Source organism: Butyrivibrio sp. YAB3001 (genome assembly GCF_900112195.1).
Taxonomy (GTDB): domain Bacteria; phylum Bacillota; class Clostridia; order Lachnospirales; family Lachnospiraceae; genus Butyrivibrio.
In genome coordinates, this window is sequence record NZ_FOKR01000020.1 from 1 (window position 1) to 16,500 (window position 16,500).

13 protein-coding genes, 1 pseudogene and 1 riboswitch are annotated in these 16,500 nt (G+C 37.5%); of the genes and pseudogenes, 9 read left to right on the forward strand and 5 right to left on the reverse strand.

The features are described from left to right. Nucleotides 1-567 (reverse strand): annotated as a pseudogene (locus BM086_RS16675) (transposase); the annotation flags it as partial. A 161-nt stretch (nucleotides 568-728) separates the two neighbouring features. Between BM086_RS16675 and BM086_RS16680 the strand changes: the two are divergent. Genes BM086_RS16680 through BM086_RS21090 form a run of 3 tightly spaced genes read left to right on the forward strand, consistent with a single transcriptional unit; the run spans nucleotide 729 to nucleotide 2,201 of the window. Beyond that, entirely contained in the window at nucleotides 729-1,439 is a 711-nt protein-coding gene (locus BM086_RS16680; RefSeq protein WP_092329791.1) for a hypothetical protein, read from the forward strand. Continuing rightward, entirely contained in the window at nucleotides 1,436-2,086 is a 651-nt protein-coding gene (locus BM086_RS21825) for a CD3324 family protein (protein WP_330391627.1), read from the forward strand. The genes BM086_RS16680 and BM086_RS21825 overlap by 4 nt, the downstream gene beginning before the upstream one ends. Continuing rightward, on the forward strand, nucleotides 2,064-2,201 hold the full coding sequence (locus tag BM086_RS21090) for a hypothetical protein (RefSeq protein ID WP_175560339.1): 138 nt from the start codon (nucleotides 2,064-2,066) through the stop codon (nucleotides 2,199-2,201). The genes BM086_RS21825 and BM086_RS21090 overlap by 23 nt, the downstream gene beginning before the upstream one ends. 165 nt (nucleotides 2,202-2,366) lie before the next feature. Here BM086_RS21090 and BM086_RS16690 read toward each other — a convergent pair whose 3' ends face one another. Beyond that, nucleotides 2,367-4,100 (reverse strand): methyl-accepting chemotaxis protein, encoded by a 1,734-nt coding sequence (locus BM086_RS16690; protein WP_092329792.1) that lies wholly within the window; start codon nucleotides 4,098-4,100, stop codon nucleotides 2,367-2,369. A gap of 125 nt (nucleotides 4,101-4,225) precedes the next feature. Next, a riboswitch (cyclic di-GMP riboswitch) is annotated at nucleotides 4,226-4,301 on the reverse strand. A gap of 179 nt (nucleotides 4,302-4,480) precedes the next feature. Between BM086_RS16690 and BM086_RS16695 the strand changes: the two genes are divergently transcribed. Further along, on the forward strand, nucleotides 4,481-5,611 hold the full coding sequence (locus tag BM086_RS16695) for an SGNH/GDSL hydrolase family protein (RefSeq protein WP_092329795.1): 1,131 nt from the start codon (nucleotides 4,481-4,483) through the stop codon (nucleotides 5,609-5,611). 75 nt (nucleotides 5,612-5,686) lie between these two features. Here BM086_RS16695 and BM086_RS16700 read toward each other — a convergent pair whose 3' ends face one another. Continuing rightward, nucleotides 5,687-6,556 (reverse strand): sensor domain-containing diguanylate cyclase, encoded by an 870-nt coding sequence (locus BM086_RS16700; RefSeq protein ID WP_175560340.1) that lies wholly within the window; start codon nucleotides 6,554-6,556, stop codon nucleotides 5,687-5,689. Nucleotides 6,557-6,834: 278 nt separating this feature from the next. On the opposite strand from BM086_RS16700, the gene BM086_RS16705 reads away from it, so the two are divergent. The 4 genes from BM086_RS16705 to BM086_RS16720 all read left to right on the forward strand — a co-directional run bounded on the left by BM086_RS16705 (nucleotide 6,835) and on the right by BM086_RS16720 (nucleotide 13,224). Next, nucleotides 6,835-7,962 carry an aldo/keto reductase gene (locus BM086_RS16705; protein ID WP_092329801.1) on the forward strand — a complete coding sequence of 376 codons (1,128 nt, stop codon included), beginning with the start codon at nucleotides 6,835-6,837 and terminating at the stop codon, nucleotides 7,960-7,962. 22 nt (nucleotides 7,963-7,984) lie between these two features. After that, nucleotides 7,985-9,736 carry a glycoside hydrolase gene (locus BM086_RS16710; protein ID WP_242952248.1) on the forward strand — a complete coding sequence of 584 codons (1,752 nt, stop codon included), beginning with the start codon at nucleotides 7,985-7,987 and terminating at the stop codon, nucleotides 9,734-9,736. Between the two features lie 33 nt (nucleotides 9,737-9,769). Beyond that, on the forward strand, nucleotides 9,770-12,256 hold the full coding sequence (locus BM086_RS16715; RefSeq protein ID WP_092329803.1) for a clostripain-related cysteine peptidase: 2,487 nt from the start codon (nucleotides 9,770-9,772) through the stop codon (nucleotides 12,254-12,256). A gap of 158 nt (nucleotides 12,257-12,414) precedes the next feature. Beyond that, the gene (locus BM086_RS16720) at nucleotides 12,415-13,224 is read left to right on the forward strand and encodes a YlmH/Sll1252 family protein (protein WP_175560341.1); all 810 of its coding nucleotides are present in this window, start codon (nucleotides 12,415-12,417) and stop codon (nucleotides 13,222-13,224) included. A 112-nt stretch (nucleotides 13,225-13,336) separates the two neighbouring features. On the opposite strand, the gene BM086_RS16725 is transcribed toward BM086_RS16720, so the two are convergent. Then, on the reverse strand, nucleotides 13,337-13,879 hold the full coding sequence (locus BM086_RS16725) for a glutathione peroxidase (protein WP_092329817.1): 543 nt from the start codon (nucleotides 13,877-13,879) through the stop codon (nucleotides 13,337-13,339). 278 nt (nucleotides 13,880-14,157) lie between these two features. Here BM086_RS16725 and BM086_RS16730 point away from each other — a divergent pair, with 278 nt between their 5' ends. After that, on the forward strand, nucleotides 14,158-15,096 hold the full coding sequence (locus BM086_RS16730) for a 3'-5' exonuclease (protein WP_092329820.1): 939 nt from the start codon (nucleotides 14,158-14,160) through the stop codon (nucleotides 15,094-15,096). On the opposite strand, the gene BM086_RS16735 is transcribed toward BM086_RS16730, so the two are convergent. After that, complete coding sequence (locus BM086_RS16735) at nucleotides 15,093-16,475, reverse strand: D-alanyl-D-alanine carboxypeptidase family protein (RefSeq protein ID WP_242952249.1); 1,383 nt, start codon at nucleotides 16,473-16,475, stop codon at nucleotides 15,093-15,095. The genes BM086_RS16730 and BM086_RS16735 overlap by 4 nt on opposite strands. Nucleotides 16,476-16,500 lie beyond the last annotated feature (25 nt).

Below are 16,500 nucleotides of genomic sequence, written 5' to 3' on the forward strand. Positions count from 1 at the left end.
TTTGTTCTTTCCATGGTCTTCAGCAAGATCTTCTTTATCGACTTTCTTGAGGTTGTGGAGATAGTAGGGACACTTAGGATTAACGCATTTGTGGATGACGAAATGCTTACGGTCTTTCTTACGAACGAGGGTATGCTGGCAGTGAGGGCACTTTAGAGACATCTGATTATCAAAGCGGTTATCTCCGGGAGTGAAAGCAGTCTGGCAGATCTTACACATGAGCTGTCCTGCCTTACCATTGTTCTTGTAAAGATAAGGCTGTGGGGCATGGCATGAAGGACAGGTACAGTCCTCTGGAATATCGCATTCAGTGCGGCGCTTGATCGGTTTGATGGCCTTACCATAGCGCTGGGCATAGTAGTTATTGAGATCTTTCCAGTCCCAATCCTGATGGTAATAGACAATCTTAGGGAGTTCATCGACTTTGAACTTTTGATATTTGGGAGAATGAGAATCATCGAAAGCCCACTGCTTTAGAGGTATATATCTGCAGATGAAATTAATCAGCCAGCAGTTTTGCTGATAGAGTTGTTGAATGATTTGAAGTAAATAAAGTATAATGTTCACGAGCATTGTCTCCTGGTTATTTTGTGAGTTTGGTCGCTGACATTATACCAAAAAGGGAGGTCAATGCTCTTTTTATTTTGAACTCCCGATAAATCAAGGTTTTAGAACTAAAAAACGGGTAGTTAATTTGACACTACCAGATTATAAAAGAGGGAAAAATAATGAATAGAGACATTTTTATAAGAAACCTTACTAAAGAAAAAATCGAGATGAGCCCAAAGGGAAGAAAGGCAAATGAACTTTCACCTGAAGAATTTGAAAACTGCTATGAGAATTTTTTTGACATGATATTTGAGATTGCAGCTACTGATGTAACTTCAGTAGAAGGATACGGAGAATTTGATGAAAACAACAAAGCTCCTTATAAGACTCTGGAAGAATTCATTCGTGCAGATATGGTAGAGGAACCGGAGGATGGCTATTGGAAGAACTGGAAAGAAATGTTTGGAACAACTTTTCTTGAGGAAGATTACTATAACGAAATTGCTTCTAAGGCTCTTAAATATGTTCCTTTTTGTGAAGGGCAGAGATTTCTTGCAAACAACAATACATTCTTTTGCAATATGATTGTGGGAGATGATGGAAAGACATATTGTGCTGATTGGGGAAGAGCAGGAATCATGGATTTTATGATGGATTTTGCAATCCTTGATCTTAATAAGCCATATCTTTTGGTTCCTGAAAAGCTCTACGAATATGCTAAGAAAAAGAATATAAAAATAGAAAATTTCAAAGAGCGCTTCTTATGTATGGCATACTATAAAGGAATTGTAACACTCAGATGGCACGCATCAATTGATGATCTTGAATCTTGCAACTCCGTCGTTAAATCAATTAACGCTCTAGAGGAAAGACTTAATAAACTTGTATGAAATATGAAAATGCTAAAAATATATTGCCGGAAAAACTATTAGAAGAAGTTCAAAAATATGCAGCCGGGAAAGTAATATATATTCCAAAGAAAGAAGCCTCCAAGGGATGGGGTGAAGCATCAGGATATCGGGACAGATTAAACAAGCGTAATGCTATGATCTGTAACCGGTATTCTGCCGGACACTCAATATTAGAGATAGCGGAAGAATTCTACCTTTCACCGGAAACTATTAAAAAACTGGTATATGGTAAAAAGGTAAGTTTACCGATGTTCTCACCAACTATCAATTCCGCAGAGAGCTATGCATCGCAGGGACTTGGAGAAGAATGGGTAAGGACATACTTAAGCAGTATGGAAAAAGAGATTCCTGATTATGCTTCCTACTTTATGTCGGAGCTTGTCAGGATTCCCATAAGGCTTATCAATAATGAGAATGATAAAAAGATAAACATAGAAGCTGAGGATTTTTATGATATTCCACTTATAGTTATTTATGAGAATCGTAGCTTTTCTGTTCCATATCAGCAGGAATATATACAATTTTTGAAACAGAAAAAAACAAATGCACATTATGCGTTTGTTTTTGCAAGAAATGAAGAGTACGGATTTTTCTGGAATAACTTTGGAAAAAACTTTAAAAGGTAAAAAAACTATTCTAAATTTGATATATAAAATTAAATTGACAGAATTCAATGTAACTGCACAGATTGTGGCTGATGGCTGTGGACTTCTTGGAATGGAATGTCCTGAAGAAATGTAATAAAAAAAAAGTAGGAAGTTTTTTGCTTCCTACTCATTTTTAAGAAAATAGATCAGCATTTCTATGAGAAAATAAATGATGAGCTATTGATGTTACTGGTACACAAAGAGTTACATATAGTTTTTTGTTTTTGTAAATGTGAGTAAATAGTCTTTAATCAATAAATCAGGCTGTCATTTCATCTAATGTAAAATATGACATCTTTTCATTGAGAGTTTCAGCCATATCACGAAGATCATTAGCAGCATCACTTATAAGTGTGAATGTAGCATTTAACTCTTCCATAGAAGCGTTTGTCTCTTCAGTAGATGCAGCGTTCTGCTGAGATATTGCTGAAAGCTCAGAAATAATATCTGAGAAACTTGTCTTAAGCTCATTTAACAGATGAATCTTTTCAGCAATAAGCTTAGTAGAACTGTCAACATTATTTACATTTTCAACAACAGAGTCCATATCAACCTTTGTTGAAGTAAGCTGTGTATTCTGTTCCTTCATGTTTTCACTTAAAAGTTCGATGGTCTCAACGTTCTTTTGTGATTCAGCAACAAGAGTCTCAACAATCTTCTTAATAGAAACAGCAGCTTCTTTGGACTGGTTTGAAAGAGTACCAATCTCAGATGCAACTACAGAGAAGCCTTTACCATATTCTCCGGCTCTTGCAGCCTCGATAGAAGCGTTAAGAGAAAGAAGATGAGTCTGTTCAGCAATAGCTGTGATTGCGCTTGAAGCTTCGGCAATATCTTTTACTGAATCATTAGTATGGCGAATCTGAGTGTTGATATCCTGCATTGAATTCATTACAGAAATGTTCTTGTCCATCAAATTGCTGAGTGTATCAACTGTGCGCTTAGCACCTGAAAGCATATCATTAGCAGCTGCTGAAAGATCCTCAATTCTTCCTGTGATATCGTCAATGCTGTCGCCCATTTCGTTTGTGTTATTAACAGAACTTTCCATGCTCTCTGCCTGTGATGCAGCTCCGCGGCTGATATCTTCAACAGCGCATGTAACCTGTTCAGCAACACGAGAAGCAGATTCTGCTGAATTTGCAAGATTTATACCTGACTGAGTAACATCATCTGAAAGTTTCTTTGTAGCGCTAATAACATCCTGAAGCTTGTCTCTTACCTGGGCAGAACTTGATGCTATAACGCCAAGCTCGTCTTTACGGTTGAATGTGCGGTCCTCAATATAAAAAGATAATTCTCCGTCTTCAAGCTTCTGTAAACCACCAATGATATCGCTGATAGATTTATTTGATCTTGTGATGATGATACGTGCGATTACCCAGTTAAATAAGAAGAAAAATAAAAATGTTCCAATGATTGCTTTTGCTGCTGCATTCATATTTCCTGCAACAATTGAAGTATCCTGACCGGCAAATATCATACCAACTACAGAGCCATCTGAGTTCTTTATTGGAAGATAGTAGGCGTACCAGTTCTGACCTGCGATCTCAAAGTTAGTAGCAAGGTATTCATTTCCTTTTTTAAGAACTTCCTCAACAACAACGTCAGAAGCCTTTGTACCTTCCATTCTCTTACCTGTCTGTGCATCGACAAGTGAAGTGATATATCTTGTGTCTCCGTAAAAAACAGTGTAGTGCATGCCTGTTTTTTCATGAAGTTTATCGAGCTGTGACTGATATAGGTCGTGAATTGCAGTTTCACCCTTCATAAGCTGACCGTCCTCTGATAATGACCAGTCACCATCCCACTCATGGGCAATTTCATCTTCCATAAGAACAGCAGCTGCATGAAGTCCTTCCTGGAATGAAGAATAATATGCCTGTTTAATATGGTTATATCCGATAATTCCAACAAAAGCTGCCATTATAAGTGCTAAAACTGAGGCAAGAACGATAATGCTACGAACCATGTTTCTACTTTTCTTTTTCATAGTAATCCTTTCATGAATAGTAAAAAAACTAATTAAGGGTTTCAGGTTTGAGAATAATTTTATTAAAGATAAAATAAAAAGCACAGGAACATGTCCCATGCTTTAGTAGAGTCGAAATTAATGAAGAATGCAGCTGGCTGACATGTTAAAGTCCCTATAGCTTTGCGCCACAGGCTTTCACCTGCTTTGCCTAATATTTAAACCACTGTGGATTATATAGGAGGTATGATTGAAATGCAATAAATTTTTTTGGTTATATATCGTTTTCTATGTTTTGCAATATGTATAATAAAAATACGAAAAGTTATTAGCAAATTTGCACAAACGAAGTGGTATACTGATAAGAGGATGTTTTTTTGACTACAAGAAGGAGACAGCATATGGAGAGTATTAAGTATTTTGAGGTTAGTGAAATTCCCGAAAAGAATATTCATATTTTCGGAAGAATGGGGAGACAGAAGCAGCCACTACCACTTCTTTTTAACGGAAGCGGAATAGAGGTTGTAGTGACAGGAACAGATCTATGGATTGAACTTGAGACTGATTCTGATTTTCATGAGCCATGGGTTGCATATGAAGTAAATGGAGCATTTATGGGAAGACAGATGTTATTGCCCGGGGAGCATAATATATGTCTTTTCAGAAATATGGAACCAAGTACGCCTAAAAGAATAAGGTTTATAAGAGAATTACAGGCGATGAGCGAAGATGACCGCAGTAAAGTCTTGATTAAAAGAATCGGAATAAATGGCGAATTTAAAGAAGTTCCTGAATATAAGAGAAAGATAGAATTTATTGGAGACAGCATTACATCAGGTGAAGGAAGCTATGGAGCGATGGCAGATGTTGACTGGATTGCAATGTATATGAGTGCATCCGTTAATTATGCAACTTTTACAGCTAAAAACTTAAACGCTGATTATCACCTGATTTCACAAGGCGGATGGGGAGTCTATTGCGGATGGGATAATGATGTAAGACATAATCTTCCTTCTGTATATGAAAAAGTGTGCGGACTATCTTCAGGTCCATCTAATGAAGCGATTGGAACACAGGAGCCATATGATTTTGACAGCTGGCAGCCTGACGTAATAGTAGTGAATCTTGGAACAAACGATGCAACATCTTTTAACCAGCCTCCATTTTACAATCCGGAGGATGGTAAGACATATAAGATGCGCTTAAACGAAGACGGAAGCTATAACAGAGAGGATGAGCTTAAAATAGAGGATGCGATAGTAAGCTTTCTTACCGTGTTAAGAAAGCACAACAAAAAAGCACATATCGCATGGTGCTATGGAATGCTTGGTTCTGACTTAAACCTTACTATTACAGAAGCGATAAACAAATACAGAGATAGTTCAAAGGATAATAATGTGTCGTTTTTCCAATTGCCAAACACAACCATGGAGACAGTTGGATCACATATGCATCCTGGTTTTAAATCCCATGAAAATGCAAGTAAGGAACTTACAGACTATCTGAGAAATAAGATGGGATGGCTTGAATAACATGTAAGAATACTTATGATTAGTAAAATGTATTTACAAGTTTTTTTGGTTATATGTTTTATTCAATAAATCATTTTATCTGGATGCTTTATGTTCTTTTTTCATTTTGTACATATTTTGGTCAGCTCTTTCTATAAGAGCAGTAAGATAAAGTGTTTCAGAGTAAAGGGCACAGCCTATTGATGCCTTGGTTGAGAGATGGATTCCGTCAATATTTCGCGGAGCGTCGATTGCTTTTTGGATGCGTTTTTGCATAACAACTGCTTCATCAGCATCTTTTATCTGATGAAGTATTACGAATTCATCTCCGCCGTATCTGAAGAGAACACAGTTATCAGCGGCAACTGTGGTTAAACTTTTACATAAAGATTTAAGGACAAGGTTACCAAACTCATGTCCGTAATTATCATTAACATTCTTAAAATCATCCAGATCTATCATGTAAAGCGCAAAGTCGGTATTGTCCTTTTCATACTGCTTTGCGTATTTTTCAACAATCTCACTATAGGCTCTTCTGTTGAAAACACCGGTAAGTTCGTCAGTCATAGATAGAACGGAAAGTCTTCCTTTTTCTGCAAGTTCTTCTGTGATATCAACAAAATATCCAACAAGACCGATAATTGTGTCATTTACCTTAAGCGGACATTTGGATGCCCTAATATCGCGAACCCGTCCTTTTACGATACATTGTCCCGGAACATCTTTTACAATCTCACCATTATTAATAACTCTAAGTTCGATGGAACGATAAGGTTCAGGGTCTATGTGCCAACCCATGTCTTCATCGGTTTTTCCCAATATATCTTCAACAGAAGTAAAACCATAGTAGTCAAGAAACATCTGGTTTGCTCCAAGAAACTTCCTGTCTTTATCCTTCCAGAAAACGCCTATTGGAATAAGCGCTAGAATATTAAAAAGAATATCTGAATTAGCTACAATGTCCATCCGTGGCCTCTCATAACATAACGACATATTGATAATAAAAATCGCTTATACCCTATCATTATATTATCACTATTGCGTGTGTAAAATACTTCAATAATATTAAAAGATGATTTACATTTTGTTAAATATTTCTGTGTACTAAAAATGCAATAAATGAGAAGCTTTTGTGTATATATGATAGGAACGTGTATGATAAAATAGTCATTGAATCAGATGTTTCAATCTGTAAAAAATGGCAAACAATTATTAATTTGGCAATAATGGTATGGAGGTTACTTATGGATAATTCTTTTTCAGAGATTAAGACATTCTTCGGATTTGGATGTATGAGATTGCCCATGATAGGGAGTGAAGTGGATATTGAGCAGTTCAAGGAAATGACAGATTACTTTTTGGATAACGGGTTTAACTATTTTGATACTGCTCAGTGCTATATTGACGGTAAATCAGAGACAGCTATCAAGGCGGCGCTTACAAGCAGATATCCGAGAGAAAAATATCTTTTAACAGATAAACTGACAGAAATATACTTTGAGAAGCAGGAGGATATAAGACCATTTTTCCAGACTCAGCTTGATGCCTGTGGTGTGGAATACTTTGACTTTTATCTTATGCATGCCCAGAACGCAAAAAACTTTGAGAAATACAAAAAATGTAAAGCTTATGAGACAGCGTTTGAACTTAAGAAAGAAGGAAAGATAAAGCATGTGGGATTATCTTTCCATGATAAAGCGGAGGTTCTTGATAATATTCTTTCAACTTATCCGGAAATTGAGATAGTGCAGATTCAGTTTAACTATGTTGATTATGAGGATCCGGGAGTGCAGAGCCGTAAAGTATGGGAAGTATGCAGAAAGCACAACAAGCCTGTTATTGTAATGGAACCTGTAAAGGGTGGAAGCCTTATAAAGCTCCCTGACGAAGCACAGAAGGTATTTGACAGCATGGAAAACAAGTTGTCAAATGCCGGTTATGCTATAAGATTTGCAGCTAATCAGGAGGGCATCAGACTTGTTTTGTCAGGAATGAGTGATATGGCGCAGATGAAGGATAATGTTTCCTTTATGAAAGATTTTAAGCCTCTTACAGAGGATGAAAAGATTGCAATTGCCAAGGTTACAGCTATATATAAAGGAATGGATATTATTCCATGTACATCCTGTCATTACTGCGTGGAAGAAAATCATTGCCCGATGAATATCAGTATTCCTGAGCTTTTTGCCTGCTTAAATACAAAGAAAGTATTTAATGACTGGAATCAGAATGATTATTACAATGAGATTGTAAATAAGAGTGGTGGAAGTGCAAGCTCCTGCGTAGAATGTGGTGGCTGTGAGAATGTATGTCCTCAGCATCTTGAAATTCGTTCTCTGTTAAAAGATGTTGCAGCAGAATTCGAAAAATAATAGGTAAATGGATATAGTAATAATGAAGAAAAAAAAATTGTATAAAAAGATTATCTCAGAAGTAGCTGTTGGGCTTATGACATTATCTATGCTTTCGGGATGTGGAAGTCCTAATGCCACAGAGTCTGCTACTAATGAAAAATCAGAAATAGAACTTGCCGATAATACGGATAAAGGGGCAGAAATGGACATAGCAAGAACTATAAAACTAAATAAAAGCAATGTGCAAAAATTCAATGATACTAATGGTGATGGATATGGCGAGTTTGAGGGGTGGGGAACATCCCTTTGCTGGTGGGCAAATCGCCTTGGTTACAACGATAAGTTGACTCAGGATGCGGCAGAAGCTTTCTATAATAAGGAAACAGGTCTTGGAATGAACATCGGACGCTATAATATCGGAGGTGGAGATAATGTAATTGCCGGAGATGTTACCGTTACAATGAAGGAAAAGAATCCTTTTCTTCATAAAGAACATATAAGAAGATCAGACTCAGTTGTTCCGGGGTATTGCAAAGATGTTACAAAGATAGATCTTACTGAGAATACTAAGGAATATTACGAAAGCAATTTTGAAAGAGCGGATTTTGAGTGTGGTTTTGCGTGGAATTATAACTGGGATGCAGACAAGAGGCAGATGAATATCCTGAAAGCTGCGGCAAAAGCATCAGGTGATGAATTTATCGGAGAAGCTTTTTCTAATTCACCGCCATATTTTATGACAGTCAGTGGTTGCTCATCAGGAAATGAGAATCCGGGAGAAGACAATCTCAGAGAGGATTCCTATACAGCTTTTGCATGCTACATGGCAGATGTCATTGAGCACTGGTCAAAGGAAGGAGTCATTGATTTCCAGAGCGTCGACCCTATGAACGAACCTGCAAGCAGTTATTGGGGAGCAAACAGTGACAAACAGGAAGGTTGTCATTTTTCACAGGGAGAGTCCCAATCAAGAATTTTGACAGAACTTGATAAGGAACTTAAGAAAAAAGGAATCAACATAATCATTTGTGGAACAGATGAAACGAGTATAGATGCAGCAATTGCTTCTTATGACCGTCTTAGTGATGAGGCTAAAAAAGTTGTCACACGAATTGACACTCATACCTATATGGGTTCAATGAGAAAGAGTCTGAAGGAAACAGCTGAAAAAGCCGGTATAAATCTTTGGATGAGTGAAGTGGATGGAACATATTCCATAGGCGAAGCAGAAACTGGAATGAGTGCAGCACTTGGTTTTGCTGAGGCAATGATGACAGATCTAAACGGACTTATGCCGACAGCCTGGATTATGTGGGATGCAGTTGATCTTCATGTGGATTCAAAAAATAAGTTTGATAATTGTTCAAGAAAAGAAGCGGACAGAATAATTGACCAGGGATTGCCATTCTGGGGAATAGCGATTGCTGACCATGATACGAAGGAACTTCTTTTAAGTAAAAAGTATTATGCTTATGGACAGTTTTCCAGGTATATCCGCCCCGGATATTGTCTTGTTGAATCAAGTAATGTTACAGTTTCAGCATATAATCCAGAGGACAACAGTATTGTAATAGTTGCTATGAACAGCAATACGGATGACCTCACCTGGGAATTTGATCTTTCTGATTTTGATGTTGATATGAAAGAAATAACAGCAATAAGAACCAGCGGTGACGTAAATAACGGCGAAAACTGGGAAAATGTTACTGAATCAGATAATATAAATGTTAATGGAAAAATGTTTACAGCAACTGTAAAGGGAAGTTCAATAACAACATATATCATCAGGTAAAAACAATCTATAAATATATTTTGGAGGCAGTGTATGGAGAACAGACCAGTAGGAAGAAAAAAGAATGTTGGAGAAGGTGGAAGCGGAGTCCATAAAAGGGGTGATGGTTTAGGCACAGGTCCTGTCGGTAGCAGTAATGGATATTCATCAGCTTCTTCAGGTGGTAATGGAAGTGGGATGAAAAGATCCGGAGGAAGAAGCCCACTATTTACGATAATTGTGATAATTATCATTCTGCTTGGTGGGGGTGGAGGAATCACTTCATTACTCGGTGGTTCAGGTGATTCTGAAACTTCAAGTTATACTCAGTACGAAGGACAGGGAACGCAGAGTCAGACTTCTCAGTCGGATCAAAGCAGCTTTTCTTCAGGAGGTTCTTTTAGCACTGATTCCGGATTATCACTTTTAGGTGCTCTTCTTGGAAGTTCGACAGACAGTTCTTTTTCCGGTGGAAGTATGGCTTCTGCAAGTTGGAGTGATGCACCAAATACAGGTAAACTTAATACTTCTGTAGCTTCTAATGCAAGAGCTAAGAGGACTGTTATAAGAGGCGGCGGACAGGACGTTGTTACAATCCTTGTTTACATGTGCGGCGCTGATCTTGAATCAAGAAGCGGAATGGCTTCTAAGGATATCCAGGAAATGCTTGCGGCTAAGCTGGGAGATAAGATAAATCTTATCATTTATACCGGTGGAGCCAAGAAATGGCAGAATAATGTAATTTCAGAGCAGACCAACCAGATATATCAGGTAAAAGACGGATCTCTTACACGTCTTGTTGATAATGTCGGAAAACTTCCGATGACAAAACCTGATACACTTTCACAGTATATCAAGTGGGGTGCCAAGAATTTCCCGGCAGACAGATATGAGCTTATTTTCTGGAATCATGGCGGCGGCTCAACAGGAGGTTACGGCTATGACGAAAAATTCCAGACAGCAGGTTCAATGTCGCTTGCAGGAATAAATCAGGCGCTTAAAGATGGCGGAGTGACATTTGATTTTGTAGGCTTTGATACATGCCTTATGGCTACTGTTGAAAATGCACTGGTAGTTTCTAATTACAGTGATTATCTTGTTGCATCAGAGGAAACAGAGCCTGGAGTTGGCTGGTATTACACAGACTGGCTGACTGCGTTTGGAAATAATACATCAATGCCAACTACTGAGATTGGTAAAAATATCATTGATTCTTTTACCAACGCATGTGCTCAGACTTGTCCTGGGCAGAAGACCACACTTTCCCTTATAGATTTGGCTGAACTGTCAGCTACAGTCCCAACGGAACTTGCTGATTTTTCCAAAAATACGTCAGAAATGATAAAGGGAAACGATTATTCGACAGTATCAAATGCCCGCAGCAGCACAAGAGAATTTGCTTCTTCATCAAAGATAGACCAGGTAGACCTTGTTGATTTTGCAAACAGGATTGGAACTAATGAGTCAAAAGAACTCGCAGAAGCATTAAAGAGCGCAATCAAATATAACAGAACAAGTTCAAACATGACAAACGCTTATGGCCTTTCTATCTATTTTCCTTATAAAAAGGCATCAAAGGTTGATTCGATGGTAAGCACCTATGACGCAATTGGAATGGATGAAGATTATGCAAAATGTATTCAGAACTTTGCATCACTTGAAGTTGCGGGACAGGTTGCAGCAGGCGGAAGTTCAACTCCTGCTTCATCACTGTTTAGCACAAGCACAAGTACAAGTACAGGAGAAGGAGTTTCCTCTGCAGATGTTATAGCTCAGCTTTTGAACTCTTTCTTATCAAGTGATTTTAGCAGCGTTTCAGGACTTAATTCTTCTAATACATCTTTCCTTGGAAAGAGCCTTGATGTAGAGAAAGCAGCTGAGTATATTGCAGGTAACCAGTTTGATTCATCGGCCCTTATATGGACAAAAAATGCTGAAGATTATGACTGCATAGTTCTTTCAGAGGAGCAATGGTCCAAGATTCAGAATTTACAGCTTAATATGTTCTATGATGACGGTGAAGGCTACATAGATCTTGGAATGGATAATATCTTTGAGTTTGATGAAGATGGAAATCTTTTAGCTCAGACAGATAAGACATGGCTTGCGGTAGAAGGACAGGTAGTAGCGTTCTATGTTGTAGATGTTCAGGGTGATGATAATAATTATACGATTACCGGAAGAGTTCCTTGTGAATTAAATGGTGAGAGATGTAATCTCATCCTTGTTTTTGATTCAGAGCATGAAGACGGCTATGTTGCAGGAGCATGCTATGATTATGTGGAAGGTGAGACAGAAACAATTGCCAAGAATCTCACGGAATTAAATAGTGGAGATACAATCGATTTTGTTTGTGACTATTATGGTTATGATAAGAGCTATCAGGACAGCTATTATATAGGAAACCAGATTACAGTCGATAAAGAGATGGATAAAATGGTAATAAACAATCTGCCTGTAGGTAATGGTAAAGTTTTGGAAACATACTGCTTTACAGATATATATGGACAGAAATACTGGACACCTACAATCAGCTACTAATGTGGTGTTGGGACTAAAACATTTTAAAGTATAACTAAAGTGTTGGTGTATTGACTGATTCATGATGAGTACAATTGTTTCAATATGAACTCATGTGCAATACAATATGTTCAAAAAATAAAAAAGTTAGTACTCTAGAGATTATATATAAGAAACCAATGGAAGAAAAATCAAGAGACTTTCTTGCCGGGAGAATTCGAGACCTGGCAAAAAGAGCATATACAAATAATTTTGTGACACATACAGACTTTTTATCTGTGTCAGAAATTGCAGAGTTTTATAAGATACTTTCCTCTGAAGGAATATCTTCAAATGTACATGAATACTGCGGAGCGCATTATGTGGTTTATGGAGGATTTGAGGATGCTGAGAGAGCAATGGTGTGTTTTTTGCCGGATTATCTGGATGAGGAAACGTTTCTTTTAAGTGAAAAAAATGAGAATACAGTTTTGAAATGTGTTCATATTAAGCCACTAAATGCGAAGTTTTCAGATGATCTGAACCATAGGGATTATCTTGGCGCAATAATGAATACCGGAATTGAGAGAGACCAGATAGGGGATATTCTTTCCGGTGACAAGGAAGCTTTTGTTATTGCCACATCTGATATAGCAGAAATGATGGTAAAAGAACTGGTAAGGATAAGGCATACGTCGGTTAACTGCCGGATAGTAAATGCAAGTGAATGCACGATAGAGCCAAAATTCGAAGAAATTTCCGGGAGCGTTGCTTCAGAAAGAATTGATGCAATACTTGCATTTGTCTATCATTTATCCAGATCAGAAGCTCAAAAGCTCATAGAGAGTGAGTCTGTTTTTATAGACGGACAGACTGCCTATAGTGCAGGATATGATCTAAAAACCGGGGCAAGAGTATCTGTAAAAGGGCATGGTAAATTCATTTACCTTGGAGTTGATAACACAACACGCAAAGGTAGATTATTTGTGAGAGCAAAGCTGTTCAAGTAAAATAAACCGCTGAAAATTGATCAATCTTCAGCGGTTTTTTATATTAATCTTAGAGGGGAAAAGAAAACTTATATATTAAAATGTAGGGAAAGTTAAATGAATCAATTATACTTTAGAACATATTTGCAATGAACTCTGAAACCTTCTTCATGTCAGCAGTGGGCTCAAATCTGGCAACAACATTGCCTTCGCGGTCAACCACGAACTTTGTGAAATTCCACTTGATGTCAGGGTTTTCCTTATAGTTCTTATCAATCTTCTTAAGCATAACTCCCATAGCAAGAGCTGCAGGACCTTTGCCAAAACCTTCAAACCCTTTCTGCTGCTTGAGATATGCATAGAGAGGAAGCTGATTCTCACCGTTAACATCTGATTTTTTCATCTGAGGGAACTTGGTATTGTAGTGAAGCTGGCAGAATTCATGAATTTCCTCATCGGTTCCGGGAGTCTGTCCGGCAAACTGGTTACATGGAATATCCAGAACCTCAAGTCCTGCATCGTGATACTTTTCATACAGTTCTTCAATATCTTTATAATGAGGTGTAAAACCACAGCCTGTTGCAGTATTAACAACAAGAACAACCTTTCCTTTATAATTCTCCATTGAAAAATCATTACCCTGAGCATCAGTTACACTGTAATCATAAAATCCCATATTATAATCCTCCTTTTTATGATAGAAGCTAAGAACCTATTGAAATAATAAACTAACAAAACTTAAATTCGTTAACAATTCTTAGCAAGTCACGTTTAAGATAGTCAAATTATATTGTACGCAATTTAAAATGTCAAGGGGTAAATTTAGAAATTAGTAAGTTGCAAATTGTCATGACTAATCATATATTATGAAGTAGAAGATAAAAGCAAATGAAAAAACACAGAAAATGCGTGTTTCTGATTATGCATTTAATCAAAGGATAATTAAGAATTATTATGAATGATTATATAGTATTTGACCTTGAATGGAATCAGGGTGATGCGCCGGTTACAGTGGATGGAAAGACACTTACTTTTGAAATAGTAGAGATTGGCGCTGTAAAGCTTAATAGAAAAAAAGAGAAGATTGGTGAATTCTCAAGACTCATTAAGCCTCGCGTACATAAGCATATGCATAGAATCACAGGAAAACTTATCCACTTGACTATGGAAGATCTGGAAAATGGAGAGTCTTTTAACGAAGTGGCCAGGGATTTCCTTGAGTGGTGTGGTGAAAATCCTGTTTTTTGCAGTTGGGGACCACTTGATCTGACTGAGTTTCAGCGAAATCTGGACTTTTTTGGAATGCCATTATTATCAGACAGACCAATAGCTTTTTATGATGTACAAAAACTTTACAGTCTTTCTTTTGATGATGGGAAGTCAAGAAGATCTCTTGAAACAGCAGTTGATGAGCTCTCTCTTAGCAAGGATATTCCTTTTCACAGGGCACTTGCAGATGCAGAATATACAGCAAAAATCTTTAGGTTACTCAAAGACAGTACTCTTCAGAAGGTTTCTTTTGACACATATGTGACTCCAAAAACTAGAAAACAAGAGATACATATAACTTTTGACAACTATCATAAATACATTTCAAGGGAATTTGATACTAAAGAAGATGTTCTTGAAAACAGAGAAGTTATGAGTACAAAGTGCTATCTTTGTCATAAGAATATAAGGCGAAAAGTGAAATGGTTTTCTCCTAACGGAAAACATTATTATTCTGTAGCCTATTGTGATGTCCATGGGTTTATGAAAGCAAAGGTAAGGATAAAAAAAGCTGAGAACGGAAGACTGTTTGTTGTTAAAACGACGAAGTTCATATCGCCGGAAGACGTTGACGCAATGAAACTGCGCCAACGCAAGGCTAAAAGCAAAGAACAGAATTCTTAAAAATTGTGTTTATTTTTTTTGAATTCACGTTTTCTACGGTTATATCTAATCTTGTCACTCCTGCTGAAATATCTTTTGCCGGGGACAGAACGTGAATTCATGGAACTTATGATTGAAACTATAATTAAGAGCACGGCTGCTATGATGAAAAGCACTAATATATTTATATAAATAGTGTTTGACTTTGTGGCAGAAGTGCTTTCTTTTTGCCCATCCGAAGAAGAGTAGTTAATAAGAGCAGTTCCTACCGGGACACCACTAAAAGTATAAGAAATCTTTGCGATGGAATTGTGCAGAGATTTTTCTGATTCTGTAAGTTCATATGAAACAGAATAAGCAGTTTCGGTAATGCTTGATATCTTTGGAATTATAATGTTGCTTGAAGAATCAAGAGTCAGGATAGTACCTGATTTTCCAAATACATCATGTTCAGATTCAAAAAACAGTGAATCATCAGGCATGTATCTTGAATCGTTATCCGAAACATTTACGCTTTTGAAGTTATTAAAGCCATAGTCAAAAAGAGTTACTGTATCCGTAAACTGAGCAGGAGATTCTTCTTTTAATACTACACAGATAAGTTTCATGCCGTTTTTTTCTGCGCATGTTACAAGAGTTTCTCTTGCAAGGCCAGTGTAACCTGTTTTCCCACCGACGATGCCGTCATATTTGACCTCGCCTGTAATAAGCTTATGCTTGTTATTCAGGTAAAAATCATCTGGCTGTGTATCTGTAGGTTCAAAGTGATATCTTGGCGTGTTTCCAACTTTACACAAAAAATCGTTATTAAAAAATTCTCTCGCAATCAGTGCAAGGTCATAAGCGCTGGTGTAGTGATTGCTGTCCTGAAGTCCGTTGGTATTATTAAAATGTGTATTAGTGCATCCAAGTTCTTTTGCCCGTGTATTCATCAGCTTCACATAGTCATCGATGCTTCCGCTTACATGTTCAGCGACAGCATTGGCAACTTCATTTGCGCTTCCAACCATTATTCCGTAAAGAGCCTGCTCAAGGGAAATAGATTCACCCACATCCATTCCTATAGAGGAACCATCTCTTGGGACGCTGAAAACAGCATCATGTGAAAAAGTGATACGGTCACTTAAGCTTGCATTTTCAACAGCCAAAAGACATGTCATTATCTTTGTAGTACTTGCAGGATAAAGCTCTTCATGGATGTTTTTGGAATAAAGAATTGTGCCTGTTTTAGCTTCCATTACAATCGCAGCTTCTGCGCCTATGGCCGGGCCTTCAGGCCAGCTTGCGATTTCGTTACTCTGAATAGGAAGCTCTTTTCTTTCTAAGGCTTCAGCTTCATAATCGATGTTCTCAGTAGCGTGCACAGGCAAATAAAGCTGTGACATAACCAAAATAAACATAAGCACAGCTGAAAATAATCTATGA

Excerpts from the sequence above, each read along its gene's own strand:
- BM086_RS16690 (WP_092329792.1), bottom strand. The coding sequence starts at position 4,100 with ATGAAAAAGAAAAGTAGAAACATGGTTCGTAGCATTATCGTTCTTGCC.
- BM086_RS16715 (WP_092329803.1), top strand. The coding sequence starts at position 9,770 with ATGGAGAACAGACCAGTAGGAAGAAAAAAGAATGTTGGAGAAGGTGGA.
- BM086_RS16720 (WP_175560341.1), top strand. The coding sequence starts at position 12,415 with ATGGAAGAAAAATCAAGAGACTTTCTTGCCGGGAGAATTCGAGACCTG.
- BM086_RS16730 (WP_092329820.1), top strand. The coding sequence starts at position 14,158 with ATGAATGATTATATAGTATTTGACCTTGAATGGAATCAGGGTGATGCG.
- BM086_RS16725 (WP_092329817.1), bottom strand. The coding sequence starts at position 13,879 with ATGGGATTTTATGATTACAGTGTAACTGATGCTCAGGGTAATGATTTT.
- BM086_RS21825 (WP_330391627.1), top strand. The coding sequence starts at position 1,436 with ATGAAATATGAAAATGCTAAAAATATATTGCCGGAAAAACTATTAGAA.
- BM086_RS16695 (WP_092329795.1), top strand. The coding sequence starts at position 4,481 with ATGGAGAGTATTAAGTATTTTGAGGTTAGTGAAATTCCCGAAAAGAAT.
- BM086_RS16680 (WP_092329791.1), top strand. The coding sequence starts at position 729 with ATGAATAGAGACATTTTTATAAGAAACCTTACTAAAGAAAAAATCGAG.
- BM086_RS16705 (WP_092329801.1), top strand. The coding sequence starts at position 6,835 with ATGGATAATTCTTTTTCAGAGATTAAGACATTCTTCGGATTTGGATGT.
- BM086_RS16710 (WP_242952248.1), top strand. The coding sequence starts at position 7,985 with ATGAAGAAAAAAAAATTGTATAAAAAGATTATCTCAGAAGTAGCTGTT.
- BM086_RS16735 (WP_242952249.1), bottom strand. The coding sequence starts at position 16,475 with ATGTTTATTTTGGTTATGTCACAGCTTTATTTGCCTGTGCACGCTACT.
- BM086_RS16700 (WP_175560340.1), bottom strand. The coding sequence starts at position 6,556 with ATGGACATTGTAGCTAATTCAGATATTCTTTTTAATATTCTAGCGCTT.